The organism is Microbacterium sp. NPDC006705, from assembly GCF_044903545.1.
Classification (GTDB): Bacteria; Actinomycetota; Actinomycetes; order Actinomycetales; family Microbacteriaceae; genus Microbacterium; species Microbacterium plantarum.
Map to the genome: position 1 here is coordinate 47,202 of NZ_JBJDQQ010000004.1, position 18,986 is coordinate 66,187.

Consider the following 18,986-nt stretch of genomic DNA (forward strand, 5'->3'; position numbering starts at 1 on the left):
CCACGACGTGACCGACCAGACCAGCAGCCCCTCCCCCGACTCCCCCCTGACCGGCGACCATCCGGGCTTCGCCGAGGCCCGCGCGGCCGCCGACACCATCGCCCGGGCGACAGGCGTGGCGGAGCACCGCGTCGCCGTCGTCCTCGGCTCCGGCTGGGGCGAGGCCGCCGGCCTGATCGGCGACGAGGTCGCCGCCGTGCCGCTGGCCGAGGTGCCCGGCTTCCACGCCCCGAAGGTGCCCGGCCACAACGCGGTGATCCGCTCGGTCCGGCTGCCGGACGGCACGCACGCCCTCGTCTTCGGCTCGCGCACGCACTTCTACGAGTCCCGCGACGCCCAGGCCGTGGCGCACACCGTCCGCACCGCCGCCGCCGCCGGGGCGCGCACCGTGGTGCTGACCAATGGCTGCGGCGGCCTGGACCCGGAGATCGCCCCGGGCACCCCCGTCCTGATCGCGGACCACATCAACCTCACCGGCGCCACCCCGCTCGCCGGCGCCACGTTCGTGGACCTCACCGACCTCTACTCCCCGCGGCTGCGCGCGATCGCCCGTGAGGTGGACCCGTCCCTGCGCGAGGGCGTGTACGTCCAGTTCGCCGGCCCGCAGTACGAGACCCCCGCCGAGGTGCGGATGGCGCGCGCCCTCGGCGGCGATCTCGTCGGCATGTCCACGGCGCTGGACGCGATCGCGGCCCGTCACGCCGGGCTGGAGGTGTTCGGCATCTCGCTGGTGACCAACCTCGGCGCCGGCATCTCGGAGACGCCGCTGTCCCACGCCGAGGTCGTGGAGGCCGGCCAGGCCGCCGGCCCACGCATCGCGCGCCTGCTCGCGGACATCGTGGGGCGGCTCTGATGCCCGCGCATCCCCCGCACGACGACGTCGCCGCGCTGCCGGAGGACGTCCTCGCCCGGGCTGAGCGGTGGGCGGCGGAGGACCCCGATCCCGCGCACCGGGACACTCTGCGCGCCGAGCTCGACGCGGCCGCCGGCGTCGGCCCGGAGGCCGCGGCCGCCCGGGCGGCGCTCGCCGCCCGCTTCGCCGGGCCGCTCGCCTTCGGCACCGCCGGCCTGCGCGCCGAGGAGGGCCCGGGCGAGTCCCGCATGAACCGGCTCGTGGTGCGCCGCACCGCGGCGGGTCTGGCCGCCCACCTGTGGGACGGCGTCGGGCGGGACGCGTCCCCGCCGCTGGCCGTCGTCGGGTACGACGCGCGGCGCGGTTCAGCCGCCTTCGCCGCGGACACGGCCGCCGTCCTGACGGCCGCGGGCGTGCAGACCGTCCTGCTGCCGGATCCGCTGCCGACGCCGGTGCTCGCCTTCGCGGTGCGTCATCTCAGCGCGGACGCCGGCGTGATGGTCACGGCCAGCCACAACCCGCCCGCGGACAACGGCTACAAGGTCTACCTCGGCGGGCGGCTCACGGACGAGGCGGGTCGGGGGGCGCAGATCGTCTCCCCCGCGGACGCGGAGATCGCCGCCCGCATCGACCACGCGGCGTGGGCCGCGGACATCCCGCTCGCCGACGACGGCTGGACCGTGGCCGGGCCGGACCTGCTGGAGGCCTACCGCGCAGCGGCCCTCGGCGTGCTCGACGACGACCGGCACGGTCACCGCGACCTGCGCGTGGTCTACACGCCCCTGCACGGGGTGGGCGGCGCCGTGGTCCCGGGCCTGCTCGAGGACGCCGGCTTCGGCCCCGTCCACGTGGTGGCCGAGCAGGCCGCCCCGGACCCGGCCTTCCCCACGGTCGCGTTCCCCAACCCGGAGGAGCCGGGGGCGATGGACCTCGCCCTCGCCCTGGCCGCCGAGGTGGACGCGGACCTGGTGATCGCCAACGACCCCGACGCCGACCGCCTGGCCCTGGCCGCGCCCGTCACCGACGCGGACGGCGTCCGCACGTGGCGGATGCTCTCGGGCGACGCCGTCGGGACGCTGCTGGGCGCGCACGCGATGCCGGCCCTGCACGCGGCCGGCCGCAGCGCCGCGAACTCCGTGGTGTCCTCCCCGCAGCTGGCCGCCCTGGCGGAGGCGAACGGGGTGACGCACCACGTCACGCTGACCGGCTTCAAGTGGATCTCCCGCGCCCCGAACCTGGGCTTCGGCTACGAGGAGGCCCTCGGCTACTGCGTGGACCCGGACATGGTGCGGGACAAGGACGGCATCACGGCCGCCCTCATGGCCGCGGAGCTGGCCGCCGCCCTCACGGCGCAGGGACGCGGGCTGACGGACGCCCTGGCCGACGTCGACGCGGTCACCGGCGCCATGCCCAGCGCCCAGGTCTCGGTCCGGGTGGCGGACCTGTCCCTGATCGCCCGCACCATGGCGGCCCTGCGTCAGCAGGCGCCGGCCACGCTCGCGGGCGAGCCGGTCACCGTGCACCGGGACCTGGCCGCCGGCGGGGACGGGCTGCCGCCCACGGACGCGCTGCTGTTCGCCACCGACTCCGGCACCCGCGTGCTCGTGCGTCCCTCCGGCACCGAGCCGAAGCTCAAGTGCTACCTCGGCACCCGGGACGCCGATCCGGCCGCGGCCGCCGAGCGGCTCGAGGCGCTGCGGGCCGAGGTGGCGGCCCTCGTGGGCGGCTGAGCCTCGGTAGGCTGGCGGACATGACCGTCTCCCTCACCACCGCCGAGCTGGCGAAGTACATCGACGCGACCGCCCTGAAGGCCGACACCTCGGAGGCGGACGTGCGCCGCCTCGTGGCCGAGTCCCGCGAGGCCGGGGTCAAGAGCGTCTGCATCAACCCCGTGTGGGTGCCGCTGGTGGCCGCCGAGCTCGCGGGCTCGGACGTGCTGACCTGCACCGTGATCGGCTTCCCCCTCGGCGCCAACGCCTCGGAGGTCAAGGCCTTCGAGGCCCGGCAGGCGATCGACGCCGGCGCGGACGAGGTGGACATGGTCCTCGACATCGCCGCCGCCCGCGCCGGGGACCGCGCCCGGCTCGTCTCGGACGTCCGCGCCGTGGCCGAGGCCGCGCATGCGGGCGGCCCCGCGGGTGACGGCGGGGCGCTGCTCAAGGTGATCGTGGAGACCGCCCTGCTGGACGACGACGCGATCGTCCTGGCCTGCGAGGCCGCGGTCGAGGCCGGGACGGACTTCGTGAAGACCTCCACGGGCTTCTCCACCGCGGGCGCCACCGTCGAGCACGTCGCGCTGATGCGCCGCACCGTGGGCGAGGACATCGGAGTGAAGGCCTCCGGCGGGGTGCGCACCCGCGCGGACGCCCTGGCGATGATCGAGGCCGGCGCCACCCGGATCGGGGCCAGCTCCGCGCTTGCTATCCTGGGATCCGACTGACTCGCATCACTTCCGCCGGGCGTCCGCCCCGGCCGGGACCGCACCGAAGGAGCATCACGTGATCCGCAACGGCAAGGCCATCGACCACTCCAACGTGGGCGGCGTCTGGGGTTCCCTGATCGCCTTCATCGTCGCCTTCGGCGCGTTCCTCGGCTGCCTCTACGCCATGGGCTTCTGGTCGCTCGAGACGGTCTGGATCCCCGGCCTGATCGCGCTGGCCCTGGCCACCGTGGCCTTCATGATCCCCAAGGCGTTCCTGGGCCGCAGCGACACCGTGGACACCACCGCCATCCACACCCGTCCCGCCGTCGAGCACGCCGCCGCCGGCGCCCACGCCGTCGAGACCGGCGCCGCGCACCGCTGAGCCGTCCCGGAGCCGAGGATCGCTGACACCGGTCGTCCGGCCGCCGCGCGCCGAAGGGCGTCCACCCGCAACACGGGGGTGGACGCCCTTCGGCTTGTCTCCATCGCGGCGGTGGTGCTGGGTCACGCATACCTGACGGACCTCACCTTCAGCCGGTACCTGGAGATCTGGCGGATGCCGCTGTTCTTCTTCCTCACCGGCTACTTCTGGACGCGCGGCCGCCCCTGGGCCAAGGACGTGCGGGGCCGCTTCCGGAGCCTGATGGTGCCGTACCTGGTGTGGGCGGCACTCATGTCCGTGGCCGCGTTCGCGTGGTTCGGCGACGACCCCGACCTCCTGCGGCGCCTGATGCTCACCGGCTGGTACGGGGGCGCGGACCAGGAGCCCCCGTGGTGGGCGTTCTGGTTCATCTCCGTCCTGTTCTTCACCACGGTGCTGCGCCGATTCCTCGAGCGCTTCCCGTCCGCCGTCGCCTGGGCGGTGGGCCTGGCCGGGCTGGCGTGGGCCCACCTCGTGCCGGACTCCGCGATCGCCCGCACGCCGCTGGGCGTCGGGTTGGCCCTGCCCTGCCTGCTGTTCGTCCTCAGCGGGGAGATGTTCCGCCGCCGCGTCCAACCGCACGTGCGGCGCCACCGGACGCTCATCGGCGTCGGCCTGGTGCTGCTCGGGATGGTCGCGGTCCGGCTGGGCCTGGAGCCGCCCAACATCAAGTTCGGCGGCTTCGGCACGCCGGTGCTCACCCCCGTCGTGGGCGTCCTGATGTCCGCGGGGATGGTGCTCGTGTTCGGTTCCACGGTGGAGGGGCTGCTGCGCTCCTTCGCCCGACGCACCGGGACGGGTCAGGCCCTGCGCCGCGTCATCACCGCCCTGGTCCGGACGGGCACGGTGGTGGTGCTGCTGCACGGCTGGGTGCTGATGTGGGTCATGCGCCACGGCGTGGAGGACAACGCCGCCAAGTTCGGCCTCGCGCTCGCCCTCAGCTGGCTGGCAGGCCTGGCCCTGCTCGCCACCCCCCTGTCCAAGCCGTTCACGGGGGCGCGCCGCCGCTGGCACCCGGTGCACCGCCTGCGACGCGTGGAGCCCCCGCACCCCGTCACGTCCGCGCTGCCGCGCGTCACGACCGCCTCGGAGAGGACACAGCCATGAGCAGGGATCATCGCCCCCCGATCCGCAATCCGTTCCTGCCGCCGACGCCGGAGGAGCCCGAGGTGCCGGACCGCGACGGCGGCCACCCGGCGGGTGACGGCGGTGACGTCGGCGCCCCGGCGGCCTCCACGGCGCGGGAGGATCGCCTCGCCGAGTTCCGGCTCGGCTCGGCGTTCCGCCCCCACCCGGCCGACCCCGCCGCGCCGCGGCAGCGTGCGACGCCGGCCGAGCGCACGGTGGCTCCCGCGGCCGCTGAGCCGGCCGCGCCTGCCTCACCGGCCACCAGTGCCCCCGGCGTCCTGCCGAGCGCCCGCGTCCTCGTCGTGTGCACGGGCAACATCTGCCGCTCCGCCTACGTGGAGTACGCGCTGCAGGCGCAGCTCAACGCCCTGCTCGGCGACCGGGGCCGTGCGGAGGTCACGAGCGCGGGCACGGAACCGAACCAGGCGCTGACCGTCCCCGGACCGCTGCTCGACCTCGCGCCGAGCCGCCGAGTCCGCGCCGCGCTGACACAGCATCGACCGCAGCAGCTGACCGGGCGTTCGCTGGCGGGCCAGGACCTCGTCCTGACCGCGACGGACGACCACCTGGACGAGGTGCTGCGCGAGGACCCCGCGGCGGTGCGCCGGACCTTCACGATCCTCGGCATCGGCACCCTTCTGCGCGACCACGGCGAGGAGCTCGCCGCGGCGGTCCCTCCGGGCGCGGGCGTCACCGCGCTCGTGACCGCGCTGGCCGAGCTGCGCTCCCGCCTGATCGCCCACGGGGAGCGGCCGGACGCGGATCTGCCGGACCCGTTCCGCGGCCCCGCCGAGGGCTACGCCGCGATGGCGCAGACCGCGCAGCCGATCGTCGAGCTGCTGGCGTGGGAGATCGCCCGGGCTCTCGACGGGGACCTCGTGGAGGATGAGGAGCCGACGGGCGCCTGACCGGTCGGCCTCAGAGATCGGGGACGGCGTGCCCGCCGGAGGACGGGGCGCGCTGCCCCCGGCGCGCCGCGGCCAGGACCCGACGACGGCGCCGCTCGAGCACCTCGCTCTCGAGCGGGGCGTCCCGCTCGTCGAGCCAGAGGGTCACTCCGGCGGCGACGACGAGCATGCTCGGGATCGTGACGAACACCTCGCCCAGCTGCGTCGCGGAGACGAACACGACGACGGCCGCCGCCTCCACCGCCACGCGCGAGGGGGTGCGCAGCCGGGCGCTGAACAGGCGCAGCCCGAAGAATGCATACGCGCCGAGGACGGCGAGGAGGAGCACGACGCCGCCCTCGGTGTAGAGGCCCGCGTAGGAGTTGTGGTAGTGCCACGTGGCACCGCCGAAGTCCACATACGCCGTGGTGAGGCCCCGGCCGTACCACGGCGTCTCCGCGACGCGCACGGCCGTCTCGGCCTGGATGTTCGAGCGCAGCCAGTCCGTGCCGGTGCGGTCCGCGAAGAAGGCGATGCGGGCCAGGTTCTCCTCGGCGAACGCGACCGCCCAGGCGAGGACCGCCAGCAGGACCAGGCGCAGACCCGCCCCCATCCGCGGCGTCAGCCAGAGCCACACGACGGCGCAGGCGAAGCCCGCCATGGAGGTGCGGGAGCCCGTGAGGACGACGCACACCGCGGCGGCGACGAGCAGGATCAGCTTCCACCGCCGCGCCCGCACCAGGGCGAGCGCCAGGACCGGCATGGCCGCGTAGTAGAGGCCCGCCACGTTCTTGTCCGCGAGGACGCCGGTCAGGAAACTGCCGTAGGGCGCGGGGACGAGGCCGGCGTAGAAGAGGGGCACGTTCAGGGCCAGAGCGGCGCCGAGCCCGACGGCCAGCGAGCGCAGGCTGAGCCGGCCGCCGGCGATGCAGCCGACGAGCCCGACGAGGGCCGCCATCCGCACCCACCGGCGCAGCCACTCCAGGTCCGGGATGCCCTGGGACACGGAGACGATCGCGAGGAACAGCAGCACGGCGGCGGCGAGCACGGCGGTCAGCCCGAGGGCGGAGACATCGCGGCGGGACCGTCGGCACAGCGCCAGGGCCAGCAGCAGCAGCATGCCCGCCTCGTTCAGCGGGAGCCCCACGGGGCCGAGAGGGACGCCGAACGCCTCCATGGCCAGCAGGGCCCCGAGCAGCAGTTCGGGGATGCGCAGGGGCTCGCGCGGGACGGCGGCGTCCTGGTCGGCCGACCACACGGACGTGCCGCGGGCGGCGGCGCGGGCGTGCCTCTCCCGTTCCGCCTGCAGGGCCACGTAGCGGGGGTCGGCGTGCCGCTGTCCGTGCGCGTCCTGCCCCACCCTCATGACCGCTCCTCCGTCGCCCTGCCGGGGCGCGTCTCCGCCCCACGCCCAGCGTAGACGAGTGCAAAGGAATGGGCTGTCCCGCTTGTTAGAGTGACCTGAGTCGCTGCCCTCCGACCCTGGGACCCCATGAACATCATCGATTTCCTCCGTGTGCTGCGTGCGAACCGCCTGGTGATCCTGGGGTGCGCCGCCCTCGGCCTGGCGCTGGGGCTCCTCTACTCGCTGCTGCAGCCCACGCTGTACACCGCCACCTCGACCGCGTTCGTCACGGTGGAGGGGGAGGCGAGCATCTCCGGCACTGAGACCGCCCAGACCCGCGCCCAGTCCTACATCCCGCTGATCAACAGCCGCACGGTCCGCGAGCGGATCGCCGCCGAGGGCCTGGACACCGCCGGCGCGACCATGAGCGCCGCCCTGGTGCCGAACTCGAACCTCATCACGGTGTCCGCCGTGGCCCCCGACGCCCAGCAGGCCGCCGCACTGGCCAACGGGGCCCTCGTGGCGACCGCCGACGTGGCGAACGAGCTCGATCCGACGTCCAATGTCACGGTCACGGCCATGGAGGACGCCCTCGCGCCGGCCGCGCCCTCGAGCCCGGACCGCGTGCGCCACCTGCTGTACGGCCTGGGCGCAGGCCTCGTCCTCGGTCTGATCGCCGCGTTCCTGCGGCGGCTGCTGGACGTCAACGTGCGGACGACGACGGACGCCCAGGTGGCGGGCGGGGCGGGCCTGCTCGGCGCCATCCCCCTGGACCCCAGCATGAAGGCGGACCGCACGGCGCCGATGGCGCCCCTCTCCCCCCGCGCGTCGGAGGCGGTGCGCCAGCTGCGGACCAACCTGCGGTTCGCGGCGGTGGACGACCCGCCCCGCACCATCGCGTTCACCAGCTCCAACCCCGGCGAGGGCAAGTCGACGGTGATCGGCAACCTGGCCCTGACCGTGGCGGCCGCCGGCCAGCCGGTGATCCTCATCGACGCCGACCTGCGGCGCCCCCGCCAGGCCCTGCAGTTCGGCGTCGACGGCCGTGTGGGCCTGTCCGAGGTCCTCAACGGGGACGTCGCCCTCCAGGACGTGCTGATCCCCGTGGGCGAGGACGGGCTGCTCCTCCTGCCGGCCGGCCGCACCCCTCCGAACCCGTCCGAGCAGCTCGGCTCCGAGCGGATGAGGGATCTGCTCACCGCCCTCGCCGAGACGCACATGGTGCTCGTGGACGCCCCGCCCGTGCTGCCCGTCACGGACTCCACCCTGCTCGCCACGGCGGTGGACGGCACCGTCCTGGTGGTCCGCCACGGCAAGACCCGCAAGGAGCACCTCGAGGTGGCCCGGGACATGCTCGCGGGCGTCAACGCCCGGGTGCTCGGCGTCGTGCTCAACGGCACCCCGGCCTCCGGCGTGGGCTCGGACTACTACGGCGGAGGCTACGGCGCGGACGGCGGCAGCTACGACGTCTACTACCAGGCGCCCCGGGACGCCGCCGACGCGGCGGCCGGGAGTACGGGGGACACGACGCGCGGCTGACCACGCGCGGCCGCGTGGCCAGGTCGTCGCATCGACGGCGCGGGGCCCGGGGATGCAGAAGGGCCCCGCCTCTGAGGAGGCGGGGCCCTTCGCGGTGGCGCTCAGCTGATCAGCACTTCGCCGTGGGCGGGGTGGTCGTGAAGCAGTTGCTGAACTCGACGATGCCGTCGTTGCAGAGATCAGCACCCTCAGGAGCGCCCGTCGGCAGGGCCAGCTGCAGCTTGCCCTCGACGCAGCCGGACTCCTCGGCCGAGTTGCCGGTGTTGTTCACCACGTAGTAGTAGGTCTTGGACTCGCCCGGCTGCAGGAGCAGCTCGGGGTCCATCGCGGCCAGCCGCCTGCCTTCCTCGCACGGGCTGGCGGTGTAGAGACGCGCCTCACCGGTCCGAGTGTCGTGGCCCCCGAACACCACGGTCACCGTGCCCGGGTTGACGTACACGGGGGTGGGCGACGTGTTGGTGATGGTGATGGTGAAGCCGTAGGCCTGCTTGATGCCATCGGAGTGGCCGCCGCCCTGGTGCTTCACGGCGGTGCCCGTGGTCACGTCGGCACAGCCGGTCGGGGAGGCGGCGGCGAACGGGGCGGCGGCGACCGCGGCGACGGCCGGAACCGACCACGCGATGCCGGCGGTCACCTTGCGACGGGAGAGGGTGGAGGTGTTCTTCTGCATGGGCTTCACTCGTTTCGAGTCGAGGTGTGGCTTTCGCGCCCGAACGGGGTCAGGGGTCACGCGAGTGGACAAGAGCCCCCGCGACACCCTTCATGAGAATCGGCTGTGGAGGTCTCAAAGACAGTGTAGACGGATCGCCCAGCTCGTCGCCAGCCTCCCGGTGTGCCCGTGTGGATGAGGGGCCCACCTTTCCGTCGACTAAGCTCGCGGCCATGGGCGAACGAGCGACGGGACCGCGACCGGCCGCCCCGCCGTCACTGGAGCTCGAGGTCCGCGTCCGCCTCGCCCACGCTCGCATCGCGCACCTGCTGGACCGAGCCGGCATCCGCGCCCTGCACCTCAAGGGCTACGCCACCGAGCCCGGCGTCTACCCCGATCACCGCCGCAGTTCGGACGTGGACCTGCTGGTCCATCCCACCGATGCCGCCGCCGTCATCGCACTGCTGTGCTCCCACGGCTGGGAACCGGTCGCCACCTTCTCGGAGGGGTCGATCTTCCAGCATGCGGCCACGCTCTGGCATGACCAGCTCGGGTATGTGGACGTGCATCGGCTCTTCCCCGGCCTCGGCCCGTCCCCCGAGGCGGCCTTCGACACCCTGTGGAGCGAACGCGCCCCCCTCGTGATCGCCGGCCGGCCCGTTCCGGTGCCGAGCCCGCGCCACCAGCGGCTCGTCGTCATCGTCCACGCGGCCCGCGACCCGTATCGCGGCGCGCACGACGTCCGGCACATCCGGGAGTCCCTGCCCGCCGGGAGCTGGGCGGCCCTGCGGCGGGAAGCCCACCGCCTGGACGCGGGTGCGGCCTGGCACGTCGCCACGGGCGAGGCCGCCGACGGCGTCGACCCCCGGCAGCTGACCCTCTTCGCGGCGCTGCACGAGAGCCAGAGCGGTCTCGAGCTGTTCCGCACCCGGTGGCAGTCGGCCGCCACGGTGCGGGAGCGGGCCGCCCTCGTGGCGCGCACGATCCCGGTGAACCGCCCCCATCTGCAGATGCGCCTGGGCCGGCCCGTCACCCGCGCGGACCTGTGGCGCGAGCAGCGCGCCCGGCTCGGCGCACTGGCCGTCTGGGCCTGGACGAAGGCGGTGCGCCGTGGCCGTTGAGACCACCGAGGGCTGGGCGCTCGCCCCCGACATCGCGTGGGGCCGCACCGCCGGCGGCCCAGCCGCCGTCATGACGCTCGAGGCCGGTCAGCCGCTGCTGCTGAGTGCCTCGGGCGACGTGATCTGGGACGTCCTCGTGGGCGGTCGCACCCCGGAGGACGACCTGGTCGCGGATCCGCCGGCGCCGCTGGCGACGACGGACGTCACGGTCCAGGTCGCGGAGGCGTTCGGCCTCGCCCCCGCCGACGTCGCGGCCGACGTCCACGCCTTCCTCGAGATGCTCGAGGCACACGGCGTCCTCGTCCGCGTGCGGACGGCCTGACCCGGCTCAGCCCTCCGGCGCGAAGATCGCGTCGACCACCTGCTGCGCCCACTCGAGCAGCGGGACGTCCACGAGGTCCTGACCCATGACCGGCTTGGTCTTGGGCCGCGGGATGAGGACGCCGTTCAGGGCCGGCTTGACCTGGGCGCCCTTGTACATGCGGGTCAGGCGCATCTGACGGGACTCCGGCAGGTCCGCGGCGGGGCCGAACTTCACGTTCTGCCCCAGCAGCATGACCTCGGTGACGCCCGCAGCCCGGGCCCGGTTGCGGAACCGGGCGACGGCGACGAGCGCCTCCACCGGCTCCGGCAGCGGGCCGTAGCGGTCCTTGAGCTCCTCCACCACGGCGTCCACGGCGGCGTCGTCCGCGGCCTGGGCGAGGTTGCGGTACATCTCCAGGCGCAGCCGCTCCCCCGGCACGTAGTCGTGCGGCAGGTGGGCGTTGACCGGGAGCTCCACCTTCACCTCGGCGGGCGCGGTGTCCTCCTCGCCCTTGAAGTCGGCCACGGCCTCACCCACCATCCGCAGGTAGAGGTCGAAGCCCACGCCGGCGATATGCCCGGACTGCTCCCCGCCCAGCAGGTTGCCGGCGCCGCGGATCTCGAGGTCCTTCATGGCCAGCTGCATGCCCGCCCCGAGCTCGTTGTGGGTGGCCACGGCCTTGAGCCGTTCGAGGGCCACCTCGCCCAGGGGCTTCTGCGGGTCGTACAGGAAGTACGCGTACGCCCGCTCGCGGCCACGGCCCACGCGGCCGCGCAGCTGGTGCAGCTGCGAGAGTCCGTAGCGGTGGGCGTCCTCCACGATCAGGGTGTTGGCGTTGGCGATGTCCAGGCCGGTCTCGATGATCGTGGTGGAGACGAGCACGTCGAACTTCCGCTCCCAGAAGTCCACCATGATCTGCTCGAGCCGGGCCTCGCTCATCTTGCCGTGGGCGACGGCGATCCGCGCCTCCGGCACCAGCTCGGCGATGCGCTTGGCCACCTTGTCGATGGTGGTGACGCGGTTGTGCACGTAGAACACCTGGCCCTCGCGCATCAGCTCGCGGCGGATGGCCGCGGTGACCTGCTGGTCCGAGTACGGGCCCACCGAGGTGAGCACGGGGTGGCGCTCCTCCGGGGCGGTGGCCAGCGTGGAGGTCTCGCGGATGCCGGTGAGGGACATCTCGAGGGTGCGCGGGATGGGCGTGGCGGACATGGCGAGCACGTCCACGTTGGTGCGCATCTTCTTCAGCGCCTCCTTGTGCTCGACGCCGAAGCGCTGCTCCTCGTCCACGATCACCAGGCCCAGGTCCTTGAACTGCACCTGGTCGGAGAGCAGCCGGTGGGTGCCGATCACCACGTCCACCTCGCCGTGCGCGAGCCCCTCGATGACCTCCTTGGACTCCTTGGCGGTCTGGAACCGGGAGAGCGCGGCCACCTTCACGGGGAAGCCGGCGAACCGGTCGGAGAACGTCTGGTGGTGCTGGCGGGCGAGCAGCGTCGTCGGGACGAGGACGGCCACCTGCTTGCCGTCCTGCACCGCCTTGAACGCGGCGCGCACGGCCACCTCGGTCTTGCCGAAGCCGACGTCGCCGGAGACGAGCCGGTCCATGGGGACGGCCGCCTCCATGTCCTTCTTGACGTCCTCAATGGTGGTCAGCTGGTCCGGCGTCTCGATGAACGGGAACGCCTCCTCCAGCTCGCCCTGCCACGGGGTGTCCGGGGCGAACGCGTGGCCGCGCGAGGCCATGCGGGCCGAGTACAGGCGGATGAGCTCGCCGGCGATCTCGCGGGTGGCGCGCTTGGCCTTGGACTTGGTCTGCGCCCAGTCCGAGCCGCCCATCTTGGACAGCGACGGCGTCTCCCCGCCCACGTAGGTGGAGATCAGGTCGAGCTGGTCGGTGGGCACGAACAGCCGGTCGCCCGGGGCGCCGCGCTTCGAGGGCGCGTACTCGAGCACGAGGTACTCGCGGTAGGACTCCTCGGCGCCGGGGGCGGTGCGCGGGCCGCCGGTGACCTTGCGGCGCTGCAGCTCTACGAAGCGGGCGATGCCGTGCTGGGAGTGCACCACGTGGTCGCCGGGCTGCAGGGTCAGCGGGTCGACGGCGTTGCGCCGCTTCCGGGCCAGCCGTGCCCCGGGGGCGCGCGTGCCCGCGGTGCGGTGCCGGCCGAAGAGGTCGTGCTCCGTGATCAGGGCGATCTGCGCGTCCGGGATCGTGAAGCCGGAGCCGACGGGCGCCGTCGCGATGGAGACCCGCCCCGGGGCGAGGTCCGCGGGCAGGGGCCCGTCCACCACGGCGGCCGTGAGGCCGGCCTCCGTGGTGAGCTCGGCGAGACGGCGGGCGGAGCCGGGGCCGTCGGTGAGGACCACGGCATGCCACCCCTCCGCGAGCCGGACGCGGGTGTGCGCGACCATGGCCTCGATGTCGCCCGAGAAGGTCTGCGGGACGCCGAGGGTGGCGCGCAGGGTGGCGGCGTCCGGCAGCAGCTCGTCGTCCGAGACCAGCGCGGTGACGGACCAGAACCCCTGGTCCTGCTCGAGCGCGGCGGCGCGGAGTTCGGCCACCGTGAGGAAGCCGCCCGCGGCGGACTGGTCCGCCCCGGCCACGTCCACCGGGGCGACCGCGCCCTGCGCGGCGCCGGCCCACGCGGCCTGGAGGAACTCCTCGTTGGTGGCCAGCAGGTCGTCGGCGCGGCCGCGCAGGCGCTCGGGCTCCACGAGGACGGTCAGCGAGCCTGCGGGCAGCATGCGGGGCAGCGACGTCATGGCCTCGGCCAGCAGCGGGGAGAGGGACTCCATGCCCTCCACGGCCACGCCCTCGGCGATCCGGTCCAGCATGTCCGCGGCGGCGGGCATGGCCGGGATCAGCTCCTTCGCGCGCCGGCGCACGTGGTCCGTGATCAGCAGCTCGCGGCACGGGGGCGCATACAGCTCGGTGGGGTGGCCCGAGCCGTCCTCCGTGGTGTCCTCGAGGGAGCGCTGGTCCGCCACGGAGAACCAGCGCATCTGCTCCACCTCGTCGCCGAAGAACTCGATGCGCACGGGGTAGTCCTCGGTGGGCGGGAACACGTCGATCAGCCCGCCGCGCACGGCGAACTCGCCGCGTCGGCTGACCATGTCCACGCGTGAGTAGGCGGCGTCCGCGAGCGCGGCCACCACGCCGTCGAAGTCCCGCTCCTCCCCCGTCCGCAGGGTCACCGGGCTCAGCTCGCCGAGCCCGGCCACGAGGGGCTGCAGCACGGCGCGCACGGGGGCGACGACGATGCGCAGCGGGCCCTCCGCATGCTCCTCGGGGTGGGCGAGGCGGCGCAGCACGGCCAGGCGTGCGCCCACGGTGTCCGAGCGCGGGGACAGGCGCTCGTGGGGCAGCGTCTCCCAGGACGGGAACAGCGCGGCGGCACCGGCGGGGGCCCAGGCGGCCAGGTCGGTCACGAGGTCCTCGGCCTCGCGGGTGGTCGCGGTGACCACGAGGACGGCGGCGCGCTCGCCGTGGCCCTCGGCCAGCGCCTCGGCGAGGACGGTCAGCAGGGGCGCGCGGGCGCCGTCGGGCAGGCCGATCTCCAGTTCGACGCCCCGGGCCTCGAGCGGCCGGGAGGCGGAGGCGGAGGCCGCCTCGAGCGCGCGTTCGGCGCGCAGGCGCGGCAGCAGCGGGGCGAGGACGGGGGTGGTCTCGGGGGCGCTCATGCGCGGACCTCCGGGGTGGCGGTGGAGCCGTCCGTGGCGGCGGGCAGTTCGGTGGTCATGATCTCCCGGATCTCTTCGAGGAAGGCGAGGACGTCGTCGGCGCCGCCCACCGGGCCGCCGGCGGTGAGCCGGTCCGTGCCGAGCAGCACCGCGGTGGGAAAGGACTGCAGGCCGAGGGCCTGCGAGGCGGCGCCGGCCGGGTCGGCGAGCACGAGCGACGCGTCGACGGCGCCGCTGTGGATCGCCCCATCGGCGCCGGGGGCGTGCTGGGGCATGAGGACCCGCAGCCGGACCGGCCCGAGCGCGTCCTTGAACTCGTCCAGCCGCTCGATCACCCGCGCGCAAGAGCCGCACCCCGTGGACAGGCGCAGGGCCACCACGGCCCCGTCCACGACCAGCCGGTGCAGACCGGTGTACTCGCCGTCCGCGACCACGACGGCGTCCGGGAACGAGTGGCGTTCGGGCTCGGTACCGTCGACCGGGTCGGCGACGGCCGGGGCCTCGGGCGTGGGCGTCGCCGGGACGGCGTCGGGTGCGGCCGGGACGGACTCACGGCCGGCCAGGAACGCGGCGGTCGCGAGCAGCACGGACACGAGCAGGGCCCATGCCCACGCCCCGGCGCCGAAGGCGGTGAGCGGCTGCCAGGCCAGGCCCGCGCCGTGCACCGCCAGCGAGACGATCCCCTCGGCCAGGGCCAGGACGGCGAGGGCCAGGAAGACGACGTTGCGGACCACGGTGGTGCGGGAGATCGGGGCGGCCGAGGCCTCGCCGAAGCAGCCGCAGGAGACGCCGTCGCCCTGGGCCCGGACCACGAGCGCGAGGAAGGCGGCGAAGAGGGCCACGGCCACCAGGCCGACGACGGGACGCAGCGGGGTGAAGGGCTGCAGGAGGGCGGCGGCGAGCAGCAGCTCGAGCCAGGGGAACGCGCGCGCCAGGGCGGGGGCCGCGAACGGGCGGGGCACCCTGAGTCGGGTGAACGTGGCCTGCACGTCCTCGCCGGAACGGAGCTTCGCCGTCCCGCTCAGGAGCATGATGAGGGCCACGGCCCAGAGTGCCGACATGGCGGACACACCTTCCAGGGGGTTCACGAGGGGTCGCGCGGCCGGTCCCGGCGCCGTGCACGGGACCCGGGTCGCGGAGGCCAGCATATAAGGTGAGGGTTGGACGCCCATCGCCGTCGGCGAACCGGTGCCGGCCCTCTCACGGCCCGCCGGGCGCGGCCCGACTTGACCCCGAGGAGACACCGTGGCCTTTTCCGCTCAGCAGTCCATCCCGCACCCGCCGGCAGCCGTGGCGGCCGCCCTGGCGTCCGAGGACTTCCACCGTTCCGTGGTCGAGTCCTTCGGCGGCTCCCTGGTCTCGTTCTCCGTGGAGGGCTCCCCGGAGGGCTCGATGACCGTCACCACCGTGCGATCCCTGCCCGCGGACCGCATCCCGGACCGTGTCCCGGACATGGCCCGCAAGCTCATCGGCTCCGCCCTGCAGGTGGAGCAGGTGGAGCGCTGGGACGCGCCCGCCGCGGACGGCTCCCGCGCCGGCACCACCACCATCACCGTGCCCTCCGCCAAGGCGACGGCGGACGGCGCCCTCCGGCTGACCGCCGCCGGTGAGGGCTCCCAGTTCTCCGTGGACGGCACCCTCGTCTGCCGGATCCCGCTGGTGGGCTCGAAGCTCGCGGCGAAGGCCGAGCCGATGGTCGGCAAGGTCGTCGATCGTCAGGCCCGGGCGCTGTCCTCGTGGCTCGAGCGTGACGGCGGAGCCGCGCGCGGCTGATGCCCCCGTCCCGCCCCGCGCGTCGAGCACGCCGCGGGGCGGGAGGCTCAGTGGAACGTCTGCTGGGCGGCCTCGAGCCCGTCCGTGACGAGCTTCTCCACGGCATCCGCCGCGCGGTCCACGTGCAGCGGCAGGACGTCCTGCTCGGGCTTGGTGAAGGGACGCAGCACGAAGTCGGCCACGTCCATGCGACCCGGGGGTCGGCCGATGCCGACGCGCACGCGGGCGTAGTCCTTGGTGCCGAGCGAGGCGGTGATGGACTTCAGGCCGTTGTGGCCGCCCTCTCCCCCGCCGCGCTTGAGGCGCAGGGTGTCGAACGGGATGTCCAGCTCGTCGTGGACCACCACGAGGTCCTCGGGGCCGATCCCGTAGAAGGACGCCAGCGCGGAGACGGGGCGTCCGGAGACGTTCATGTAGCCGGTGGACTTCGCGAGCACGACCCGCGGTCCCCCGATGCCGAGGCGACCCGTGGCCACCACGGCGCCGGCCCGGTGGCGGGTGAACCCGACCCCCATGCGGGAGGCGAGCTCATCCGCCACCATCTGGCCGACGTTGTGACGGGTGCGCTCGTACTCGGGCCCGGGATTGCCGAGCCCGACGATGAGCGTGGTCCCCGTCGTCACGGCGTGATCAGTCCTCGGAGCCCTCGGACTCGCCCTCGGCGGGCTCGTCCTCAGCGGACTCGGCGGCCTGCTCCTCCTGCACGGACTCGTCGCCGAGGTCCTGCTCGACGACCTCCGAGACGGTGGCGATGACGATGTCGTCCTCGAGCTGCAGGGTGGCGCCGGCGGGGACCTGCACGTCCGGGGCGTACACGTGGTCGCCGGCCTCGCGGCCCTCGATGGAGATGGTGACGGCCTCGGGCAGGTCGGTGGCGTCGGCCTCGACCGGCACGGTGACGTAGTCCAGCACGTACTCGTTGCCGCGGGCGACCTCGCCCTCGACCTGCACGGTGACCTCGACGATGACCTTCTCGCCGCGGCGGACCTCGATGAGGTCCAGGTGGTCCACGGTGTCCTTGATGGCGTGGCGCTGGATGTCCTTGGGCAGGACCAGGTGCTCCTCGCCGGCCTCGTTCACGACGGTGAGCAGGGCGTTGGGGTTGCGGACGGCCAGGGTGGTCTCCTGGGCCGGCAGCAGCAGGTGCACGGGCTCCTGGCCGTGGCCGTAGACGACGGCGGGGATCAGGCCGGCGCGGCGGGCCTGGCGGGCGGCACCCTTGCCGAAGTCGGTGCGGCGGGTGACCTTGATCTTGAGCTGGTCAGACATGATGCGTCCTCCTGTGGGGGTCTCGGCCGCGCAGCCGGGGGGCGGCGCGGGATGCGGCCAGGAGGGGGCTTCAGTGCCGCGGCGGGTCAGCATGCTGACGCGCGACGGCGGCCTCGTCGATCACGGAGCGTGCGCTCCCTCGCCTGGGCAACCCGGACAGGATATCACCGGCTCAGGACAGGTGGTCTCGCAGGCGTCCACGCTGGTCCGGGGCGGTGTAGCCGACGGCGGCCAGGGGCCCGAGGTCGAGGGCGCTGTTGGTCGGCCGCGGGGCCACGCCCTCCTTGCCGGCCATGTACGCGGCGGTGGTCGTGGCGGAGACGCGCCCGGCGTCGTGGCCGGTGTCCTCGAAGACCCACCGGGCGACGTCGTGCCAGGTGACCACGTCGCCGCTGTTGGTCATGTGGAACGTGCCCGTGGGCGCGTCCGTGGTGACCAGGTGCAGCAGGGCGTCGGCGAGGTCGTCGGCGAAGGTGAGGCGGCCGTGCTGGTCCGCGACGACGGCCGGGTCGATCCCGCGCTCGGCGAGGGAGGCCATGGTGGCCACGAAGTTCTTCCCCTCCCCGATCACCCAGGAGGTGCGGACGATCCAGTGCCGGGGCACGGTGCGCACGGCGGCCTCACCGGCGGCCTTCGACTGGCCGTAGACGCCCAGCGGCGCGAGCGGGTGGTCCACCGGGTGCTCCTGCCCCACGGGGAGGGCGCCGTCGAACACGTAGTCCGTGGAGACGTGTGCCAGGGGGATGCCGGCCTCGGTGCAGCGGCGGGCGAGCTCGGCGACGGCGGTCGCGTTGACGGCCCAGGCCTGGGCCCGACCCTCGGGCGTCTCGGCGGCGTCCACCGCGGTCATGGCGGACGCGTTGACCACGGCGCGCAGGCCGCGGAAGTGCTCCCGCGGCCACGAGGCCGGATCGGTCATGTCCCAGGTGTCCCGTCCGTGGGCCTCGACGGGGATGCCCGCGGCCTCGGCGCGGGCCGCGAGGGCGCGGCCGAGCTGGCCGCCGGCGCCCAGCACGAGGATCGGGGCGGGCGGCATGGGGGTGACGTCCGCGAGCATCGGGTGGGCGCGGTCCTTGTCCGAGAGCTCGGCGTCCTCGAGCGGGATGGGCCAGGCGATGGCCGCCGTCGGGTCCGCGAGGTTGAGGAACGTGTACTGGCCCTGCGCATCGGCGGACCAGTGGTCGTTCACCAGGTACGTGTAGGCGGTGTCCGGCTCGAGCGTCTGGTAGGAGTTGCCCACCCCGCGCGGCACGTAGACGGCCTTCTCCGGGCCGAGCTCCACGGTGGCGACGGCGCCGAAGGACGGCCCCTCGCGCAGGTCCACCCAGGCGCCGAAGATCCGGCCGTGGGCGACGGCCACGTACTTGTCCCACGGCTCGGCGTGGATGCCGCGGGTGGTGCCGACGGCGTCGTTGAAGGAGATGTTGTTCTGCACCGGGGCGAGCGAGGCGAGGCGGGGGTGCTCGGCGGCGAGGGCGCGGATCTTCTCCCGTTGCCAGTTCTCCTTGAACCAGCCGCGGTTGTCCCCGTGGACGTCGAGGTCGAGGACGAGCAGACCGGGGATGGCGGTCTCGGTGATCTGCATCAGCGCTTC

Annotated in this window: 17 protein-coding genes; 10 read left to right on the plus strand and 7 right to left on the minus strand. The window is 74.2% G+C overall.

From position 1 onward, the window contains the following. The first annotated feature begins 7 nt into the window (after positions 1–7). The 6 genes from ACI2K6_RS15595 (at position 8) to ACI2K6_RS15620 (ending at position 5,732) form a co-directional block, all read left to right on the plus strand. The gene (locus ACI2K6_RS15595; RefSeq protein WP_396747689.1) at positions 8–853 is read left to right on the plus strand and encodes a purine-nucleoside phosphorylase; all 846 of its coding nucleotides are present in this window, start codon (positions 8–10) and stop codon (positions 851–853) included. Further along, positions 853–2,583 (plus strand): phospho-sugar mutase, encoded by a 1,731-nt coding sequence (locus tag ACI2K6_RS15600; protein WP_396747686.1) that lies wholly within the window; start codon positions 853–855, stop codon positions 2,581–2,583. Before ACI2K6_RS15595 ends, ACI2K6_RS15600 begins: the two co-directional genes overlap by 1 nt. A gap of 20 nt (positions 2,584–2,603) precedes the next feature. After that, a complete protein-coding gene (gene deoC / locus ACI2K6_RS15605; protein ID WP_396747683.1) occupies positions 2,604–3,293 on the plus strand; it encodes a deoxyribose-phosphate aldolase in 690 nt (229 codons plus the stop codon). 58 nt (positions 3,294–3,351) lie between these two features. Then, positions 3,352–3,657, plus strand: a complete 306-nt coding sequence (locus ACI2K6_RS15610; RefSeq protein WP_396747680.1) for a hypothetical protein — start codon at positions 3,352–3,354, stop codon at positions 3,655–3,657. 78 nt (positions 3,658–3,735) lie between these two features. After that, on the plus strand, positions 3,736–4,803 hold the full coding sequence (locus ACI2K6_RS15615) for an acyltransferase family protein (RefSeq protein ID WP_396747677.1): 1,068 nt from the start codon (positions 3,736–3,738) through the stop codon (positions 4,801–4,803). Next, positions 4,800–5,732 carry a low molecular weight phosphatase family protein gene (locus ACI2K6_RS15620; protein WP_396747674.1) on the plus strand — a complete coding sequence of 311 codons (933 nt, stop codon included), beginning with the start codon at positions 4,800–4,802 and terminating at the stop codon, positions 5,730–5,732. Before ACI2K6_RS15615 ends, ACI2K6_RS15620 begins: the two co-directional genes overlap by 4 nt. A gap of 10 nt (positions 5,733–5,742) precedes the next feature. On the opposite strand, the gene ACI2K6_RS15625 is transcribed toward ACI2K6_RS15620, so the two are convergent. Beyond that, the gene (locus ACI2K6_RS15625) at positions 5,743–7,077 is read right to left on the minus strand and encodes an O-antigen ligase family protein (protein WP_396747671.1); all 1,335 of its coding nucleotides are present in this window, start codon (positions 7,075–7,077) and stop codon (positions 5,743–5,745) included. 126 nt (positions 7,078–7,203) lie between these two features. On the opposite strand from ACI2K6_RS15625, the gene ACI2K6_RS15630 reads away from it, so the two are divergent. Then, complete coding sequence (locus tag ACI2K6_RS15630) at positions 7,204–8,595, plus strand: polysaccharide biosynthesis tyrosine autokinase (protein ID WP_396747668.1); 1,392 nt, start codon at positions 7,204–7,206, stop codon at positions 8,593–8,595. A gap of 109 nt (positions 8,596–8,704) precedes the next feature. Here ACI2K6_RS15630 and ACI2K6_RS15635 read toward each other — a convergent pair whose 3' ends face one another. After that, on the minus strand, positions 8,705–9,265 hold the full coding sequence (locus ACI2K6_RS15635; protein ID WP_396747665.1) for a hypothetical protein: 561 nt from the start codon (positions 9,263–9,265) through the stop codon (positions 8,705–8,707). 212 nt (positions 9,266–9,477) lie between these two features. Here ACI2K6_RS15635 and ACI2K6_RS15640 point away from each other — a divergent pair, with 212 nt between their 5' ends. Further along, positions 9,478–10,365: a nucleotidyltransferase family protein gene (locus ACI2K6_RS15640; RefSeq protein WP_396747663.1), complete on the plus strand. Its 888-nt coding sequence runs from the start codon at positions 9,478–9,480 to the stop codon at positions 10,363–10,365. Continuing rightward, positions 10,355–10,687, plus strand: coding sequence for a PqqD family protein (locus ACI2K6_RS15645; protein WP_396747661.1), 333 nt, complete (start codon positions 10,355–10,357; stop codon positions 10,685–10,687). Before ACI2K6_RS15640 ends, ACI2K6_RS15645 begins: the two co-directional genes overlap by 11 nt. A gap of 6 nt (positions 10,688–10,693) precedes the next feature. Here ACI2K6_RS15645 and mfd read toward each other — a convergent pair whose 3' ends face one another. Continuing rightward, positions 10,694–14,350 (minus strand): transcription-repair coupling factor, encoded by a 3,657-nt coding sequence (mfd, locus tag ACI2K6_RS15650; protein WP_396747658.1) that lies wholly within the window; start codon positions 14,348–14,350, stop codon positions 10,694–10,696. Further along, a complete protein-coding gene (locus ACI2K6_RS15655) occupies positions 14,347–15,411 on the minus strand; it encodes a MauE/DoxX family redox-associated membrane protein (RefSeq protein WP_396747655.1) in 1,065 nt (354 codons plus the stop codon). Before ACI2K6_RS15655 ends, mfd begins: the two co-directional genes overlap by 4 nt. A gap of 184 nt (positions 15,412–15,595) precedes the next feature. Between ACI2K6_RS15655 and ACI2K6_RS15660 the strand changes: the two genes are divergently transcribed. Next, positions 15,596–16,123 (plus strand): DUF2505 domain-containing protein, encoded by a 528-nt coding sequence (locus tag ACI2K6_RS15660; protein ID WP_396747653.1) that lies wholly within the window; start codon positions 15,596–15,598, stop codon positions 16,121–16,123. Positions 16,124–16,170: 47 nt separating this feature from the next. On the opposite strand, the gene pth is transcribed toward ACI2K6_RS15660, so the two are convergent. The 3 genes from pth to ACI2K6_RS15675 all read right to left on the minus strand — a co-directional run bounded on the left by pth (position 16,171) and on the right by ACI2K6_RS15675 (position 18,977). Further along, positions 16,171–16,746 carry an aminoacyl-tRNA hydrolase gene (gene pth, locus ACI2K6_RS15665; protein ID WP_102708180.1) on the minus strand — a complete coding sequence of 192 codons (576 nt, stop codon included), beginning with the start codon at positions 16,744–16,746 and terminating at the stop codon, positions 16,171–16,173. 7 nt (positions 16,747–16,753) lie between these two features. Beyond that, positions 16,754–17,392: a 50S ribosomal protein L25/general stress protein Ctc gene (locus tag ACI2K6_RS15670; protein ID WP_396747649.1), complete on the minus strand. Its 639-nt coding sequence runs from the start codon at positions 17,390–17,392 to the stop codon at positions 16,754–16,756. Between the two features lie 172 nt (positions 17,393–17,564). Then, positions 17,565–18,977 (minus strand): sugar nucleotide-binding protein, encoded by a 1,413-nt coding sequence (locus tag ACI2K6_RS15675; RefSeq protein ID WP_396747646.1) that lies wholly within the window; start codon positions 18,975–18,977, stop codon positions 17,565–17,567. Positions 18,978–18,986 lie beyond the last annotated feature (9 nt).